Source organism: Amycolatopsis sp. NPDC005232, assembly GCF_040607795.1.
Classification (GTDB): Bacteria; Actinomycetota; Actinomycetes; order Mycobacteriales; family Pseudonocardiaceae; genus Amycolatopsis.
On record NZ_JBEXHL010000015.1, the window covers coordinates 124,024 to 139,034 of the forward strand.

Annotated in this window: 14 protein-coding genes; 7 read left to right on the forward strand and 7 right to left on the reverse strand. The window is 71.7% G+C overall.

Annotated features, from left to right (window positions below; genetic code table 11):
* Positions 1–196 precede the first annotated feature (196 nt).
* Positions 197–1,084, reverse strand: a complete 888-nt coding sequence (locus ABZU76_RS27445) for an RNA polymerase sigma-70 factor (protein WP_354874460.1) — start codon at positions 1,082–1,084, stop codon at positions 197–199.
* 233 nt (positions 1,085–1,317) lie between these two features.
* Between ABZU76_RS27445 and ABZU76_RS27450 the strand changes: the two genes are divergently transcribed.
* On the forward strand, positions 1,318–2,172 hold the full coding sequence (locus tag ABZU76_RS27450) for a lysozyme (RefSeq protein ID WP_354874462.1): 855 nt from the start codon (positions 1,318–1,320) through the stop codon (positions 2,170–2,172).
* Here ABZU76_RS27450 and ABZU76_RS27455 read toward each other — a convergent pair.
* Complete coding sequence (locus ABZU76_RS27455) at positions 2,126–3,100, reverse strand: WYL domain-containing protein (RefSeq protein WP_354874464.1); 975 nt, start codon at positions 3,098–3,100, stop codon at positions 2,126–2,128. The genes ABZU76_RS27450 and ABZU76_RS27455 overlap by 47 nt on opposite strands.
* A gap of 61 nt (positions 3,101–3,161) precedes the next feature.
* Between ABZU76_RS27455 and ABZU76_RS27460 the strand changes: the two genes are divergently transcribed.
* Entirely contained in the window at positions 3,162–3,698 is a 537-nt protein-coding gene (locus ABZU76_RS27460; protein ID WP_354874466.1) for a DinB family protein, read from the forward strand.
* Complete coding sequence (locus ABZU76_RS27465; protein WP_354874468.1) at positions 3,695–4,780, forward strand: winged helix DNA-binding domain-containing protein; 1,086 nt, start codon at positions 3,695–3,697, stop codon at positions 4,778–4,780. Before ABZU76_RS27460 ends, ABZU76_RS27465 begins: the two co-directional genes overlap by 4 nt.
* 520 nt (positions 4,781–5,300) lie before the next feature.
* Here ABZU76_RS27465 and ABZU76_RS27470 read toward each other — a convergent pair.
* The 3 genes from ABZU76_RS27470 to ABZU76_RS27480 form a co-directional block, all read right to left on the reverse strand.
* Entirely contained in the window at positions 5,301–6,788 is a 1,488-nt protein-coding gene (locus tag ABZU76_RS27470; RefSeq protein ID WP_354874470.1) for a metallophosphoesterase family protein, read from the reverse strand.
* A 147-nt stretch (positions 6,789–6,935) separates the two neighbouring features.
* Complete coding sequence (locus ABZU76_RS27475; RefSeq protein WP_354874472.1) at positions 6,936–8,207, reverse strand: dihydrolipoamide acetyltransferase family protein; 1,272 nt, start codon at positions 8,205–8,207, stop codon at positions 6,936–6,938.
* Positions 8,208–8,241: 34 nt separating this feature from the next.
* Positions 8,242–10,404 (reverse strand): thiamine pyrophosphate-dependent enzyme, encoded by a 2,163-nt coding sequence (locus tag ABZU76_RS27480; RefSeq protein WP_354874474.1) that lies wholly within the window; start codon positions 10,402–10,404, stop codon positions 8,242–8,244.
* A 105-nt stretch (positions 10,405–10,509) separates the two neighbouring features.
* Here ABZU76_RS27480 and ABZU76_RS27485 point away from each other — a divergent pair, with 105 nt between their 5' ends.
* The 4 genes from ABZU76_RS27485 (at position 10,510) to ABZU76_RS27500 (ending at position 13,460) form a co-directional block, all read left to right on the forward strand.
* Complete coding sequence (locus ABZU76_RS27485; protein WP_354874476.1) at positions 10,510–11,010, forward strand: VOC family protein; 501 nt, start codon at positions 10,510–10,512, stop codon at positions 11,008–11,010.
* An 11-nt stretch (positions 11,011–11,021) separates the two neighbouring features.
* On the forward strand, positions 11,022–11,687 hold the full coding sequence (locus ABZU76_RS27490; RefSeq protein WP_255637825.1) for a GntR family transcriptional regulator: 666 nt from the start codon (positions 11,022–11,024) through the stop codon (positions 11,685–11,687).
* A gap of 88 nt (positions 11,688–11,775) precedes the next feature.
* On the forward strand, positions 11,776–12,474 hold the full coding sequence (locus ABZU76_RS27495; RefSeq protein WP_354874478.1) for an XRE family transcriptional regulator: 699 nt from the start codon (positions 11,776–11,778) through the stop codon (positions 12,472–12,474).
* 89 nt (positions 12,475–12,563) lie between these two features.
* Positions 12,564–13,460 (forward strand): LLM class flavin-dependent oxidoreductase, encoded by an 897-nt coding sequence (locus ABZU76_RS27500; RefSeq protein ID WP_354874480.1) that lies wholly within the window; start codon positions 12,564–12,566, stop codon positions 13,458–13,460.
* Here the strand turns inward: ABZU76_RS27500 and ABZU76_RS27505 are convergent.
* Together ABZU76_RS27505 and ABZU76_RS27510 are read right to left on the reverse strand one after the other, a co-directional pair.
* The gene (locus tag ABZU76_RS27505) at positions 13,457–14,140 is read right to left on the reverse strand and encodes a response regulator transcription factor (RefSeq protein ID WP_354874482.1); all 684 of its coding nucleotides are present in this window, start codon (positions 14,138–14,140) and stop codon (positions 13,457–13,459) included. The two genes, ABZU76_RS27500 and ABZU76_RS27505, sit on opposite strands and share 4 nt — an antisense overlap.
* Positions 14,137–14,934: a histidine kinase gene (locus ABZU76_RS27510; protein ID WP_354874484.1), complete on the reverse strand. Its 798-nt coding sequence runs from the start codon at positions 14,932–14,934 to the stop codon at positions 14,137–14,139. Before ABZU76_RS27510 ends, ABZU76_RS27505 begins: the two co-directional genes overlap by 4 nt.
* Positions 14,935–15,011: the final 77 nt, after the last annotated feature.

Sequence of the window (15,011 nt, forward strand, 5' to 3'; positions counted from 1 at the left end):
ACCACCCGATTTTGTCGGTGCGGACCGATACGCTGAAAGCGGGCAGGCCCCCCAGGGAGGGTGGGGTCTGTCTCCTGGCGCGCGGTCTGTCTTCGGGGTTGGTTGCACTCGGGCTCGGGCGGTCAGCGGTGCACGGGCCAGATCGATCCGGGTCAGCGACCGAGGACGACACGCCGCACGGCAGCGCGTCAGTCCGTCAGTCCGTGGGCAGGGCGGCGGTCAGCTTGCCGGGGTTGAGCATCCAGAGGATCTTGTCGATGCCGTCTTCCGTGGAGGTGAAGCTGATGACGCCATACACGGCGCCGTTGCGGCTGAGCACCGCGGCGAGCTCGCCGTTGACCTGGGTGAAGACGATGTCGGCGTCCGTCCAGAAGAACGGCTGGAACGCGCGGATGACCTTCGCGAGCGTGGCCGGGCCGAAGATCGCCGAGCGCGCGGCGCGGGCGACGCCGCCGCCGTCGGAGTAGCTCACCACGTCGGAGGCGAAGAGCTGCTCCAGCGCCGGCATGTCCCCGGCCTGCGCGGCGGCGAGGAACGCGGTGAGCAGCTTCTTCCGCTCCGCCTCACTCACGGGCTTGCGCTTCTCCGCCGCGAGGTGCTTGCGGGCGCGGCTCACGTACTGGCGTGCCGTGACCTCGGTGGTCTGGATGATCTCGGCGATCTGCGAGTACGGGTAGTCGAACGCCTCCCGCAGCACGTACGCGGCGCGCTCGGTCGGCGTGAGCTTCTCCAGCAGCATCAGCACGGCGACCTCCAGCGCGGCGACCCGCTCGGCGCCGAGCTGCGGGTCGGCCGTCGTGTCGACGGGCTCGGGCAGCCAGGGCCCGATGTAGGTCTCGCGCCGCGCGTACGCGGTGCGCGTGGCGTTGATCGCCTGGCGCGTGGTCGTGGTCGCGAGGTAGGCGGCCGGGTTCTCGACCACCGAGCGGTCGGCCTTCTGCCAGCGCAGCCACACCTCCTGCAGCACGTCCTCCGCGTCGGCCGCGCTGCCGAGCATGCGGTACGCGATGCCGAACAGCCGCGGGCGCACCTGCGCGAAGACCTCGGCCGCATCGTCGAGAGTGGCGCTTCCGCTCTCTTCCATACCCCCGGCAGCCCTTCCGACGACGTGTGCGACTGACGCAGCCAGCTTACGCCCGCCCCGGAACCGGCCGGTGATCATCCACCGCGATGGCCGCTGTGAGGTGGTGCTACTTTGCCGGACCGACTGTCTGTCCACAGTGGAGCATTCCACGATCGAGTGACAGAAGGCTCGCGAAGTGTCCACACCGGAGGCACGATGATCACGGACCTGCCAGTGACAGGATCGGAGCCGGAATGCGAACAGTGCCGGGAAACGACCGTGGCGGCCGATGGCGGCGGGCTTTGCTGATCGTCGCCGGGGTGCTGGTGCCGGGAGGGCTGCTGACGGCGCCCGCCTCGGCCGCTCCGGCAGCCGACTACTCACTCGCCGGGGACACCTACGCGGGCGCGCAGATCGCGGCGCACGAAGGGGTGCACGGGGGTCCTGACCTGGCCCGGGCCGACGTCGATCAGACGCTCGGCCACGACGTGAGCGGGCACACGGGCGCCGTCGACTGGAAGGCGGCGAGCGGGTCGGGCGCGCGGTTCACCTATGTCAAGGCGACGGAGGGCACGGGGTTCGTCAACCCGCAGTTCGCCGGGCAGTACGACGGCGCGCACGCCGCCGGGATCGTCCGCGGCGCTTACCACTTCGCGCGGCCCGACGTGTCCGGCGGTGCGGAGCAGGCCGAGTACTTCATCGCGCACGGCGGGGCCTGGCGTGGGGACGGCAAAACGCTGCCCGGCGCGCTCGACATCGAGTACAACCCCTACGGCGACGCCTGTTACGGCAAAAGCCCGGCCGACATGACCAATTGGATCGCCGATTTCACGCGCACCTACCTCGCGAAGGAAGGCCGCAGCGCACTGATCTACACGTCGACCACGTGGTGGAAACGCTGTACCGGCAACACGAACCGCTTCGGCGACACGGATCCGCTGTGGCTCGCGCGCTACGCACCGCAGATCGGCGAGCTGCCGGCGGGCTGGGACAAGCAGAGCATCTGGCAGTTCTCCCGCACCGGCGGCCTGCCGGGCGACCAGAACTACTACAACGGCCCGTTCAACCGGGTCCAGGCGCTGGCGAGCGGACCGTCCGCCGCGGCCTGACCCCGGCGTGAAAGCGGCGCGCGAGCACCTCGAACGCCTCCGCCAGCTCGGGCGGTCCGACGACCTCCAGGTCCGCGTCGAACCGCCCGAAGGCGGCGGCCAGGGCGGCCCACGACCACGAGCCCAGCTCCAGGCGGCACCGGTCCGGGCCGGCCTCCTCGACGACGGCGTCCGCGGCGTAGCGCGACACCGCGGCGACGGGCAGGTCGAGGAGCACCGAGCCGCGGCAGGGCCAGCCGCCGGCGGAGCCCTGGAATCGGCTGGTGACGAAGGCGGCGACGCTGCCGCCGGGCAGGTCGCGCGGGGTGAACCGCGGGCCGGTCGGAGTGCGGGGCGTGAGGCGGTCCGCGCGGAACACGCGCCAGTCGCCGCGGTCGAGGTCCCAGGCCACGAGGTACCAGAGGCCGCCGCGGGCGACGAGGTGGTGCGGTTCGACGCGCCGCGGCGCGGGGCCGGGCGGGTAGTCGAAGCGCAGCACCTCGTTCGCGTGGACGGCGGAGCCCAGCGCGGCGAGGACGTCGCCGCCGACCTGCGGACCCGGCCGGGCCAGCGCGGTCACGCGGACGCTGTCGATCCGGTGCCGCAGCCGGGCGGGCATCACCTGGCGCACCGTCGTCAACGCCCGCGCGGCCGCTTCCTCGATGCCCGCGCCGGCGGTGGTCGCCAGCTGCAGGGCGACGGCGAGCGCGACGGCCTGCTCGTCGTCGAACAGCAGCGGTGGCAGCTGCGCGCCGGCATCGAGGCGGTAGCCGCCGTCGGGTCCTTTGGTCGCGACGATCGGATATCCCAGCTCCCGCAGGCGATCGACGTCACGGCGGACGGTGCGCGGGCTGATGGCGAGCCGCTCGGCCAACGCCGCGCCCGGCCAGTCGCGGCGCGCCTGCAGCAGCGAGAGCAACGCCAGGAGGCGGGCGGAAGTCTTCGGCACGGTTTCATCTTGACGGAAGAAGCGGCCACTTCCTGTCCGCTACCCCTGCGACGATGACGTCATGACCGAAAAGACCGAACTCCTCGTCCAGCTCGCCCACGCTCGGGAGACGCTGAAGGCGAGCGTCCGCGACCTCACCGACGAGCAGCTGGGCAAGCGCCCCACCGTCAGCGAGCTGTGTCTCGGCGGGCTCGTCAAGCACGTCGCGTCGATGGAGGAGCAGTGGCTGCGCTTCGCGGTCGAAGGCGCTTCAGCGATGAGCTACGAGCTGCCCGACGGCGTGACGTGGGCCGATTTCGCGGCCGGGACCGCGCGCGAGTATCCGAAGTGGGCGATCGAGCACCAGGCAGAGTTCAGCATGCAGCCCGGTGACACGCTCGCCGCGATCTTGAAGCGCTACGACGAGGTCGCGGCGCGGACCGAGGAGATCGTCGCCGCTGCGCCCGACCTGGCGGCGGCGCACTCGCTGCCGGAGGCACCGTGGCACGAGGCCGGAGCCGAGCGCAGTGTGCGCGGGGTCCTGCTGCACGTGATCGTCGAGACCGCGCAGCACGCGGGCCACGCCGACCTGCTGCGCGAAACGCTCGAGGCGTCGTGACCGTGCTGGACAGTCGCGCGCTCAACCGCGCGACACTCGCCCGCCAGCTGCTGCTGGAGCGCGCCGATCTGCCCGCGCTCGACGCCGTCGCGCACCTGTGCGGGCTGCAGGCGCAGGAGCCGCAGGAGCCGTTCACGGGCCTGTGGTCGCGGTTGCGGGCGTTCGAGCCGGCGGAACTGTCGGACCTCCTCGTCGGGCGGCAAGTGGTCCGGACCCATCTCATGCGCCGCACCGTCCACCTCGTCACCGCCGACGACGCCCTCGCCTGGCGCACCCGCCACGACGCGATGCTGCGCCAGCGCGTGCTCGGCGTCTACCGGCGTGAGCTCGACGGCGTCGACCTCGCGGAGCTCGCCGCGGCGGGCCTCGCCGTCCTCGCCGACGGCGAACCGCGGTCCATGCCCGAGCTCGCGCGGGCCGTGGCGGACCGCTGGCCCGCGCCGGGGCCACGCGCGCTGGGCGAGATGCTGGTCGCCGCGCTCGTGCCCGTGGTGCAGCTGCCGCCGCGCGGGGTGTGGCGGCAGAAGGCGGGCGTGCGGTACCTGCCGCTGTCCGCCTGGCTGGGCCGCGACGTCCCGGCTCCCCCGGACGACGTCGTCGGCGCCGAACTGGTCCGCCGCTACCTCGCCGCCTACGGCCCCGCCGCCACCGCCGACCTGCGCGTGTGGTCCGGCCTCGCCGGGCTGCCCGCCGCCGTCACCTCGGTGCGCGACGAACTGGTGTCCTTCCGCGACGACCGCGGCCGCGAACTGCTGGACCTCCCCGACGCCCCGCGCCCCGCCCCGGACACCCCGGCGCCCGTCCGCTTCCTCCCCGCATTCGACAACGCGCTGCTCGGCTACTCCGACCGCACCCGCATCGTCGATGACGCCCACCGCAACCTCTCCGTCGCGGGCTCCCGCGTCCTCCTCGTGGACGGCCACGTCACGGCGACGTGGACCGTCGAGGAGGGCACGGTGGTGGTGACGCCGCTGCGCCGGCTGACTCGCACGGAGCGCACGACCGTGTGCGACGAAGGTGCGGCGGTGGCACTGTTCCTGTCCGACGGGGAGCACCGCGGCGTCCGGGTCGAAAGCCGGTGACCCGCGGTACTAGGACCACCGGACGATGGTGACCGGCCCCGGGGCCGCGTGACGATCGAGGGCATGACGAACTCACCGCAGAACAGGACGCGGCGGACCCGGCGCCGGGTCGTCGGGGTGGCCGCGGCGACGGTGGCGGCAGCCGGGATTGTGACGGCGGTCGTGGGCGGCGGAGCGGCCGCGGGGTCGCCGGAGCCCGCGGCCAGGCCGGCCGCTTTCGTGTCCGCTGAAGACAATCCGCATCCCGAGGACCGGACCGCGGCGGCGACTGCCTCCGCAGCGTCGACCTCCACGACTCACCCGGAAACGCACCGCAACCACGTCGAGCCCGGAGACGACCACGGTCGTCACCTCGAGCCGGGTGACGACTGCGGACGCCACAATGAGCCCGGGGACGATCACGGCGGCCGGCACGACGACCACGGTGGCGACAGCAGCCGGGGTGGTCCCGGCCGACACTGAACCACAATCCACAAACGACGGTGCCACCGCCGGAAACCCGGCAGTGGCACCGACCCCGTCAGTGGTGCGGCCGCTTCAGCCCGGTCAGGTCGCGCTTGACCACGGTGTTGCGGTCGCCCACGGTGTTGCCGAAGGCGAACTGCGGCCAGTAGCCCATGATCTCCTGGCGGCTGCGCTCGCTCCACTGGCGGGCGAGCGCGCTGCGGGACTTGTAGAAGTTCAGCGCGTAGCCGCGGGTGTGCAGGCGCAGGATGGAGAACCCGCCCGGGTATTCCTTGGCCGCGGCCACTTCCTGCAGCGTCACGCGCGGCGCCTTCGGGCTGATCGTGCGGTGGTTGCGGTGGGTGTGGCCCGCGTGGTGCAGGAACACGCCCGGCGTCTGCGAGTACCAGTCGAGGATCTGCGCGGCCTGGGTGGCGTCGACGGAGCTGCCCGCGGTGATCGGGAACGCCGAGTCCTGCATCACGAGCGGGTGGTGGCCGAAGACGAGCGTCGGCTGGTCGCGGTGCTTCTTGAGGTCGGTGCGGAACCAGTCGAGCTGCTCGGGCGACAGGCCGCCGGCGTCGCCGCCGTTGCCGGGCTTGTCGTAGGTGTCGAGGCCGATCACGTGCAGGCCGGACAGGTCGCGGGAGAAGTACGTGCGCTCGGTGTGCGGGAAGTACGCGTCGTGGAAGCAGTCGTTGCCCTGCCACTGCCCGACGCGGCAGGTCGAGTACGCGTCGCCGATGTGCGCGCGGTCGTGGTTGCCGCGCGTGACGAAGTAGTCCTCCTGGTAGCGGCCGAAGTGCGAGAGCAGGTGCCCGGCACGGCTGAGGTCGGTCGGCACGGCCTCGGAGGAGATGTCACCGGCGGCGAGCAGGTAGCGCGGGTCGAAGCGCTTCACGTCCTGCACCAGCGATTCCAGCATCACCTCCGGGTACGGTGGCAGCCCGGGCACCTGCGAGATCCCGATGTACTGCGGCTGCCCGCCGACGAGCCCGGCCTGCGTCTCGCCCATGTGGGTGTCGTTGCACAGCACCACCGAGAACACGTGGCTGCCCTCGGGTGGCTGCGGCGTCGTGAACTCGAACGGTCCCGTCGTGCCGAGGCCGCGGTCCGTGGTGCCCACGGCGTTGCCGGCGATGAGCGTGAACGCGGTGGGCGCGGCGAGCTTGCCGTTGGAACGAGCCTGGTAGTAGTACGTCTGGCCCGGCTCGAGGTCGTGCAGTTCGACGTAGTGGTACGGCGTGTGGCCCGTGATGTCGTGCGCCACCCGGTTGAGGCGGTTGGGGTTGGTGCCGTAGCGGACTTCGCCGTCGGAGTCGGCCGGGACCATGCGGCCGAGCCCGTCGTCGGTGCCGGCGCGGCCGGTGTACCACGTGATCACGGCGCGGTCCTCCGCGAGCGTCACGAGTTCGAGGTTGACGGGCGTCACCGGGCCGGCACCTTGGGAGTCGGTCGCGGCCAGCGCGCGGGCGGGGTCGAGCAACGTGGTCGAACCCGCCGCAGCGGCGGCATACGCGGTCCAGCGCAACAGGTCGCGGCGGGTGAAATCGCAAGCAGGCATGCGCTGCAAGCTAAAGCCACCCGTTGAACGGAAAACCGCGCGTGGGCGAAGCGCGAGTGTCGACACTCGGAAGTCGGCCACCGCCGAAGTGATCGACCGGAGCCGGTTCCGCCCGCCGGAACATCGGGCGGGCGGAACCGGGCCGGGTCAGGCGACCAGCCGCAGCGGCTGTTCGAGCGCGTCGACCAGCACGCCCAGCCACGAGGCCGCCAGCGCCCCGTCGATCGCGCGGTGGTCGACCGCCAGCGTGAGCGCCAGCTGCGTCGCCACCGTCAGCTCGCCGTCCACCACGACCGCACCGGATTTCCCGGCACCCACCGCGAGGATCGCCGACTGCGGCGGGTTGATGATGGCCGTGAAGTCGTCCACGCCGTACATGCCGAGGTTGCTCACCGCGATCGAGCCGCCTTCGAGGTCCTGCTGCTTGAGCTTGCCCTCGTCGGCCTGGGTCGCGAAACCCTTGGCCTGGCGCGAAATCGCGCTCGGCGCCAGCTTCTCCACCCCGCGCACGACCGGCGTGACCAGGCCCCGTTCGGACGCGATCGCGACGCCGACGTCGACCGAGTCGTACTTGCGCAGCGCGTCCTCGGTCCAGATGACGTTGGCGTCGGGCACCTCGGTGTGCGCGACGGCCACGGCCCGGATGATCAGGTCGTTGACCGAGATCCGCGCCGGCGACACCTCGTTGAGCTGCTTGCGCAGAGCCAGCAGCGCGTCGATCCGCGCGGTGCGCCGGACCGAGAAGTGCGGCACGGTCTGCTTGCTCATCGTCAGCCGGCTCGCGATCGCGCGGCGGATCCGGGTGTGCGGGATCTCGGTGAAGGCCGCGCCTGCCGCCTGTTCACGGCGGACGGGAGCCGGTTCGGCCGCGAGCTGTTCGCGTGCCGGTTCCGGCGTCGGCTCGGGCTGCGGCGTCGCCGGTGCCGGCCGGTCCGCACGCGCGATCGCGGCCTCCACGTCCTTGCGCACGATGCGCCCGTTCGGCCCGGTCCCGGCCACCTCCTCGAGCCCGATCCCGGCTTCCTTCAACATCTTGCGCGCCAGGGGACTCGCGAAAATCCGCTCACGCGAACCGTTCGACGCGGCCGGCGCCGGCTCGGACTCGGCCGGCTCGGACCGGGCCGAACCGTTCTGCGCAACCGAACCTCCCAGCTCCGCCAGCAGCCCGCTCACGTCCTCTCCCACGGCACCCAGCACGGCGATCGGCGTGCCGACCTCCACCGTCGTCCCGCGGTCCACCAGCTGCCGCAGCACGGTCGAGCCGGCTTCGGCCTCGACCTCCACGGCTGCCTTGTCCGTCTCCAGCACGGCCAGCGCCGTGCCGGCGTCGAACGCCTCGTTCTCGGGCACCAGCCACTCGCTCAGCACGGCCTCGGTCGACCCCGTGGCGACTTCGGGCACCCGCAACAGCGTTGCCATCGTTGGAACTCCTCGCTGCCGGTCGCAGTTGCGGTCAGTCGGACAGGCGCCGCAGCGCCGCGGTCACTTCCTCGGTCCGCGCGATCGCCGCGCGTTCGAGGACCTTGCTGATGCTGGGCGACGCCTCGCCGCCGGTGACGCGCTCGATCGGCGCGTCGAGCCAGTCGAACAGGCGGCGCTGGATCTCGTCGGCGAGCTTCCCGCCGTACGAAGTGCCGATGGCGCCTTGCTCCACGATCAGCACGCGGTTGGTCTTGCGGACGCTGCGTTCGATCGTGTCCCAGTCGAGGCTCGCGCGGTCGAGCCAGCGCAGGTCGATCAGGTCGGCGCTCACGCCGGTCTCGTCCAGGGCCTCAAGGCAGTGCCCGACCATGGACAGGTAGCTGATCACGGTGAGGTCGTCACCGGTGCGGCGCAGCGCGGCCTTGCCGACGGGGATGCGGTAGTCGAAGTCGTCGACCGGCGCGGTGCCCGTGGTGGCGTAGAGGTCCACGTGTTCCAGCACCACGACCGGGTCGTCGCAGGCCAGGGCGGTGTTCATCAGGCCGATGTAATCGAACGGGTTCGACGGCGCCACGACCCGCAGCCCCGGTGCGGTGGTGAGGATCCCGGCCGGGTCCATCGAGTGCTGCGAGCCGTAGCCGGTGCCCGCGGCGAGCTTGCTGCGCAGCACGAACGGCACGCTGCCGGTCCCGCCGAACATGTGGCGCGCCTTGGCGACCTGGTTGAACAGCTGGTCGGCGGCGACCCACATGAAGTCGGCGTACATGAACTCGACGATCGGGCGCGAGCGGCCGTCGATGGCCATGCCGCCGGCGAGTCCGGTGAACGCGTTCTCGCTGATCGGGGTGCCCAGCACGCGCTCGGGTGCCGTTTCGATGGCCCTTTTGGTGGCGCCGTTGGTGCCACCCTTGAGCCGGTCGACGTCCTCGCCGAGCACGACCACGCGCTCGTCCGTCTCCAGCCGCCGGGCGAGGACATCGCTGACGGCGTCGATGAACCGGCGCTCCTTCACCGCCCCGCTGAAGGACTCGGGTTCCTCGTAACGGCTTCCGTCCAGTTCGGACAGATCTCCGCGCACGCCGACGTCGACGAAGGCCGGGTCCGGCCACGCGGACTCCTTGATGCGGCGCTTGCCGTCCGGGCCGTCTTCGAGGAAGCTGTCGCCGATCTCGTGCAGCGTCCGGGTGATCTCTTCGTCGAACGCCTTGAGCTGGTCGTCGTCGGCGAGGCCGCGGCGCACGACGTGGCCGCGCAACAGGTCGATCGGGTCGCGGTCGCGCCAGGACTTCTCCTCTTCCTTCGTGCGGTAGCCGAAGGCGCTGCCCGGGTACGGGCCGTTCTGGTGGAAGTAGCGGTAGACCTCGGCCTCGACGATGGTCGGGCCGTTGCCCGCGCGCATGTGGGCCACGGCCTCGCTCATCGCCAGGTGCACGGCGAGTGGATCCATTCCGTCCACCTGCCAGCTCGGGATGTGGAACCCGAGGCCGCGTGCGGAGAGCCGGGACTCGGCTGTGGCCGTGTCGACCGGCGTGGACACCGCGTACTGGTTGTTCTCGATGAAGAAGCAGACGGGCAGCTTCCACGCGGCGGCGAGGTTGAACGTCTCGAGCACCGAGCCGATGTTCACGGCACCGTCGCCGAAGTAGGTGACGGTGACGGCGTCAGTGCCGGTGTGACGTTGGTTCCACGCGAAGCCCGCGGCCTGCGGCACTCCCCCGCCGACGATCGCGTTGGTGCCCATCGCGCCGGCCTCGCGCCACTGCAGGTGCATCGACCCGCCGCGCCCGCTGCCGTAGCCCTCGGCCAGGCCGCAGATCTCGGCCAGCGTGCGGCGCAGCACCGTGCGCACCTCGTCGTCGATCGCCGGCAACCCGGTGGGCTCCGGGGCGACGTGGCCGAAGGCCTTGGCGAGGAACTGGTGGTGGCCGCGGTGCGAGCCGTTCACGAAGTCGTCGCTGCGCAGCGGGGAGATCGAGCCGACCGCGCCGCCCTCCTGGCCGATGCTCGAGTGCGCCGGGCCGTGCACGAGGCCCCGGCCCGCGAGCTCCAGCACGTACTCCTCGAACGACCGGATCCACTGCGCCCGCCCGAGCAGGCTCAACAGCAGGTCCGGTGCGGCTTCGTCCCAGTCCTCCGGCGTGGCGCGCAGGCGGATCCAGGGCGCGCCGGCGACCAGTGACTCGTGAGTGGCCATCAGGGCTCCTCATCTTCGAATGGATCCATTGCGAAAGGCTTGACGGAGACTATGCCGTCAAGTAGCCATGAAAAGCAAGCGAATGGATCCATTGGAGGTGTGCTCATGCCGATCCCCGGGGTGACGGGCGTCGACCACTTCGGCCTCACGGTGCCGGACCTCGACCAGGCCCACGAGTTCTTCACCGAGGTGCTGGGCTGCGAATACCTGTACCGGCTCGGGCCCTACGAGCACGACGACGACTGGATGAGCGAGCACCTCGGCGTCGACGACAAAGCGGTGATGCGGCGCCTGCACTTCTATCGGCTCGGTGGCAAGGCGATCTTCGAGGTGTTCCAGTACGAGGCGCCGGAGCGCAACACCGTACCGCCGCGCAACTCCGACGTCGGCGGGCACCACATCGCGCTGTACGTGGAGGATCTCGACGCCGCCGTCGCCGATCTGCACCGCCGCGGCCTGCGCGTGCTCGGGGAGCCGACCGCCAGCAGCGGCGCGAGCGAAGGGCAGCGGTGGGTGTACTTCCTGTCACCGTGGGGCCTGCAGTGTGAGCTAGTGTCCTATCCGAACGGAAAGGCCTTCGACCACCGTCCGGAGGCGTTCGATTGAGAGGAACCGGCGTGGCCGTACCCGCGGGCGTGGCGAGCCAGCGCGTCGCCGACGAGCTGCGAGAGCGGATCCTCGACGGCCGCCTCGCCCCGGGCACGCGCATCATCCAGGACGAGCTGGCCGAGGAGCTGCGCACCAGCCGTCTACCGGTCCGCGAAGCCCTGCGCATCCTGGAGTCCCGAGGGCTGGTGACCCTGCGCGCCAACTCCGGCGCGTGGGTCACGTCCATGGACGTGCGCGAGTGCGAGCTGTCGTACAAGATGCGCGAGCGCCTGGAACCCTTGCTGCTGGCCGAATCCGCGCCCCGGCTGTCCGATGAGGACATCGACGAGCTGGAGGCGCTCGAGGACCGCATCGAGCGGACCGACGACGTCGAAGAGTTCCTCGTGCTCGACCGGCAGCTGCACTGGACGGTCTACCGCCACCACGACGCCCACGATCTCGCCGCGATCCTCAACCGCCTGTGGGACACCACGCAGCACTACCGCCGGGCCTTCACGCGGCTGGCCGGGGAACGCCGCAGCTGGATCATCCGCGCGGAGCACCGGCTGCTCATCGAGGCGCTGCGCCAGCGCGATCACGCGTCGGCCGAGCGCATCCTGGAGCTGCACATCCGCCGGACGCGGGTGGAGCTGGTGAGGCACCCGGAGGTGTTCGCGGTTCCCGTCCCGTCCTGAAGCGAGGTTAACGGTCACTGAACACCCGGCCTGGTGTCCACTGCGATTGAACGAAGGTGACCGCCTCGACCTCGAGGGAGACGATGCTGTGCGACCGTCACAGGCGGCAGGCGATCAGGCGGATGTTCTCGCGGGGATCGGGGGACGACTGCGGCAGGCGCGCACCGAGGTGGGCATCAGCGCCCGCGAGCTCGCGCGCAAGGCGGGCGTGTCGGTGAGCCTGGCGAGCCAGATCGAGAACGGCAAGGCCCGGCCGTCGGTCGCGTCGCTGTACGCGCTGGTGCAGCACCTGAACCTTTCCGTGGACGAGCTGTTCTACCCCGCCGGCGAGCGGGCCGAGGCTCCAGAGCCGAAGAAGGCACGGCCGGCCCTGTCGTCGAGCAACGGCGGATCCGTGGCGGCCGGCGAGTTCCCGGTGCTGCAGAAGCTGATCAGCGCGCCGCTGGTGCAGCTGGGCGAGACCCGCGGCACGCTCAAGCTCGAAGGCGGCATCACGTGGGAGCGGCTCACGCCGCGTGACGTGCCCGGCGCCGACTTCCTCAAGATCACCTACGACGTCGGCGGCGCGTCGTGCCCCGAAGGCCGGCGCCAGACTCACCCCGGCCACGAGTTCGGTTACGTCCTCAGCGGCCGCCTCGGGGTCACCGTCGGGTTCGACACCACCGAGATCGGCCCGGGCGACTCCGTCTGCTTCGACTCGACCACCCCGCACCGCCTGTTCAACGCGGGTGACGAGCCCGCTGTCGGCGTCTGGATGGTGCACGCACCGTTCGGCTCGCCGGAGTAAAGCCTCTCCCCGCGGTATGCTCCGTCCCGACAGTGGTCATTCTCGATGATAGTCAGAATGCGTGACCACCTCGACCGGAAGGTACCGCCATGACTCGCCTGGCTTTCGGGTTCTCGCTCGTGCCGACGCTCGACGTCGGCGCGCATCGCGAGCAGGCGGTGGCCGCGGAGGAGCACGGGCTGGAGTTCCTGGGCATCCAGGACCACCCGTACGTGCCGGAGTACCTCGACACCTTCGTGCTCGCGGGCGCTCTGCTGGCCGCCACCCGCCGCATCCATGTGTTTCCCGACGTGACGAACCTGCCGCTGCGCCCGCCCGCGATGCTCGCCAAGGCCGCCGCCTCGCTCGACCTCACGTCCGGCGGGCGCTTCGAGCTCGCCGTCGGCGCGGGCGGCTACTGGGACGCGATCGAGCGCCTCGGCGTCGAACGGCGCTCGCGGGCCGAGGCCAACGCCGCGCTCGAGGAGGCCTTCGAGCTCATGCGGGCGATCTGGCGAGCCGACCGCCGGCCCCTCCATCACCGCGGCGTTCACTACACAGTGGACGGTCTCGTGCCCGGGCCCCGGCCCGCGCACCCGATCGAGCTCTGGACCGGCGCGCAGGGACCGAAGGCGCTGGCCCTGACCGGCCGCGTCGCCGACGGCTGGGCCGCGCCGATCCCGTCCTACCTGCCCTACGAGCAGTGGGGTCCGGCCCACGCGATCCTGGACGAGGCCGCGGCGGCCGCGGGCCGGCAGCCGTCGGACGTGCGGCGGATCTGCCAGGTCGTCGGCACGATCACCGACGCGCCCGGCACCCTCCAGGTCGCCGCCGGAGCCGAGCCCGTGCGCGGCGACGCGGCCCAGTGGGCCGAGTTCTTGACGCGCTCGGCCACCGACCTGCCCTTCACGACGTTCGTCTTCTGGCCGGAGAACCAGACGATCGACCAGGTGCTGCGCTTCGCGCGAGACGTCGTGCCGGCCGTCCGGCAGGCGGTCGAGGGCTAAGCCGGCGGGTCCCCGGGCGACACCAGGCCGGTTTCGTAAGCCACCACCACCGCTTGGGCGCGGTCGCGCAAGGACAGCTTCGCGAAGATGCGCGCGACGTGGGTTTTGATCGTCGCCTCGCTCAGGGTGAGGTCGGCGGCGAGCTCGGTGTTGGACCGGCCCCGACCCAGCAGCGTCAGGACTTCGAGCTCGCGCGGGGTCAGCGCGGACAGGTCGCGGTGCGTCGGCGGAGCTGCCGCGGCCGGAGCGGGAGCGGTGGCCGCGGCGAACCGTTCCACGAGCCGCCGCGTGATCGAGGGCGCCAGCAGCGCGTCGCCGGTGTCGACGAGCCGGACGGCGGCCACGAGGTGTTCCGGCGTCACGTCCTTCAACAGGAACCCGCTCGCGCCGGCGGCGAGGGCTTGGTAGACGTAGCTGTCGAGGTCGAACGTCGTCAGCATCAGCACCTTGCAGCGCGGGTCGTCGGCCAAGACGCGGCGCGCGGCTTCGAGACCGTCCATGGCGGGCATGCGGATGTCCATCAGCACGACGTCCGGGTGCAGCTCCCGTACCAGCTCCACCGCGGCCACCCCGTCGGCCGCTTCACCGACCACGTCGATGCCGCCGGCCGTGAGGATCATGCGAAAGCCCGTGCGGACCAGGCCTTGGTCGTCGGCGATGACGACGCGCGGGGCGGTCACGGGCGCTCCAGCGGGATCCGGGCGCGCACGCGGAACCCGCCCCCGAGGCGGCGCCGCGCGTCGAGGTCACCGCCGAAGGCCGCGACGCGTTCCCTCAGCCCGAGCAAGCCACGCCCCTCCCCCTGAGAGGAGGACGCGGCGGCCGAACCGCCCGTGAGCACGCTCGGCCCGCTGTTCACCACCTCGACCCGCAGGTAGTGGTCGGTGTAGCGCACCGTCACCTCGGCCTTCCCCCCGTCACCGTGCTTGAGCGCGTTGGTCAGCGCCTCCTGGATGATCCGGTACGCCGTCAAGTCCACTCCGGACGGCAGCGACCGCGGCTCGCCCGACACGCGCACCTCCACCGGCAGCCCGGCGAACGCGATCCGGTCGACGAGCGGGCTCAGCCGCGCGAGGCTGGGCTGCGGCGCGAGGTCGGGTGGCTCCTCGCCGTCGGCGGGCGGTGCGAGCAGGCCGAGCAGGTTCCGCAACTCCGTCATCGTGTCGCGCCCGGCGGTCTCGACCTCCCGCAACGCCGCGGCCGCCAGCGCGGGCTCGGTCTCGACCACCAGGCGCGCGGCGCCGGCCTGCACGAGCATCACGCTCACGTTGTGACTCACGATGTCGTGCAGCTCGCGGGCGATCCGCGCGCGTTCGGCGTCGACGGCCTGCTGCGCGGCGCTTTCCCGCTCCCGCTCCAGCAGCCACCCGCGCTGCTCCAGCGCACGGGCGGCCGCGCGCCGCGCGCGAATCAGCCGCACGGCCAGCACCACCGCGACCAGGCACGCCACGGCCGCGACCCCGAGTTCCCACACGCCTTGACTCTCCCAGGCCGCCGCGTCCGCCGCATCAACCCGGCGCCTACATCCCCAGGATGACCACGTTCGGCGGT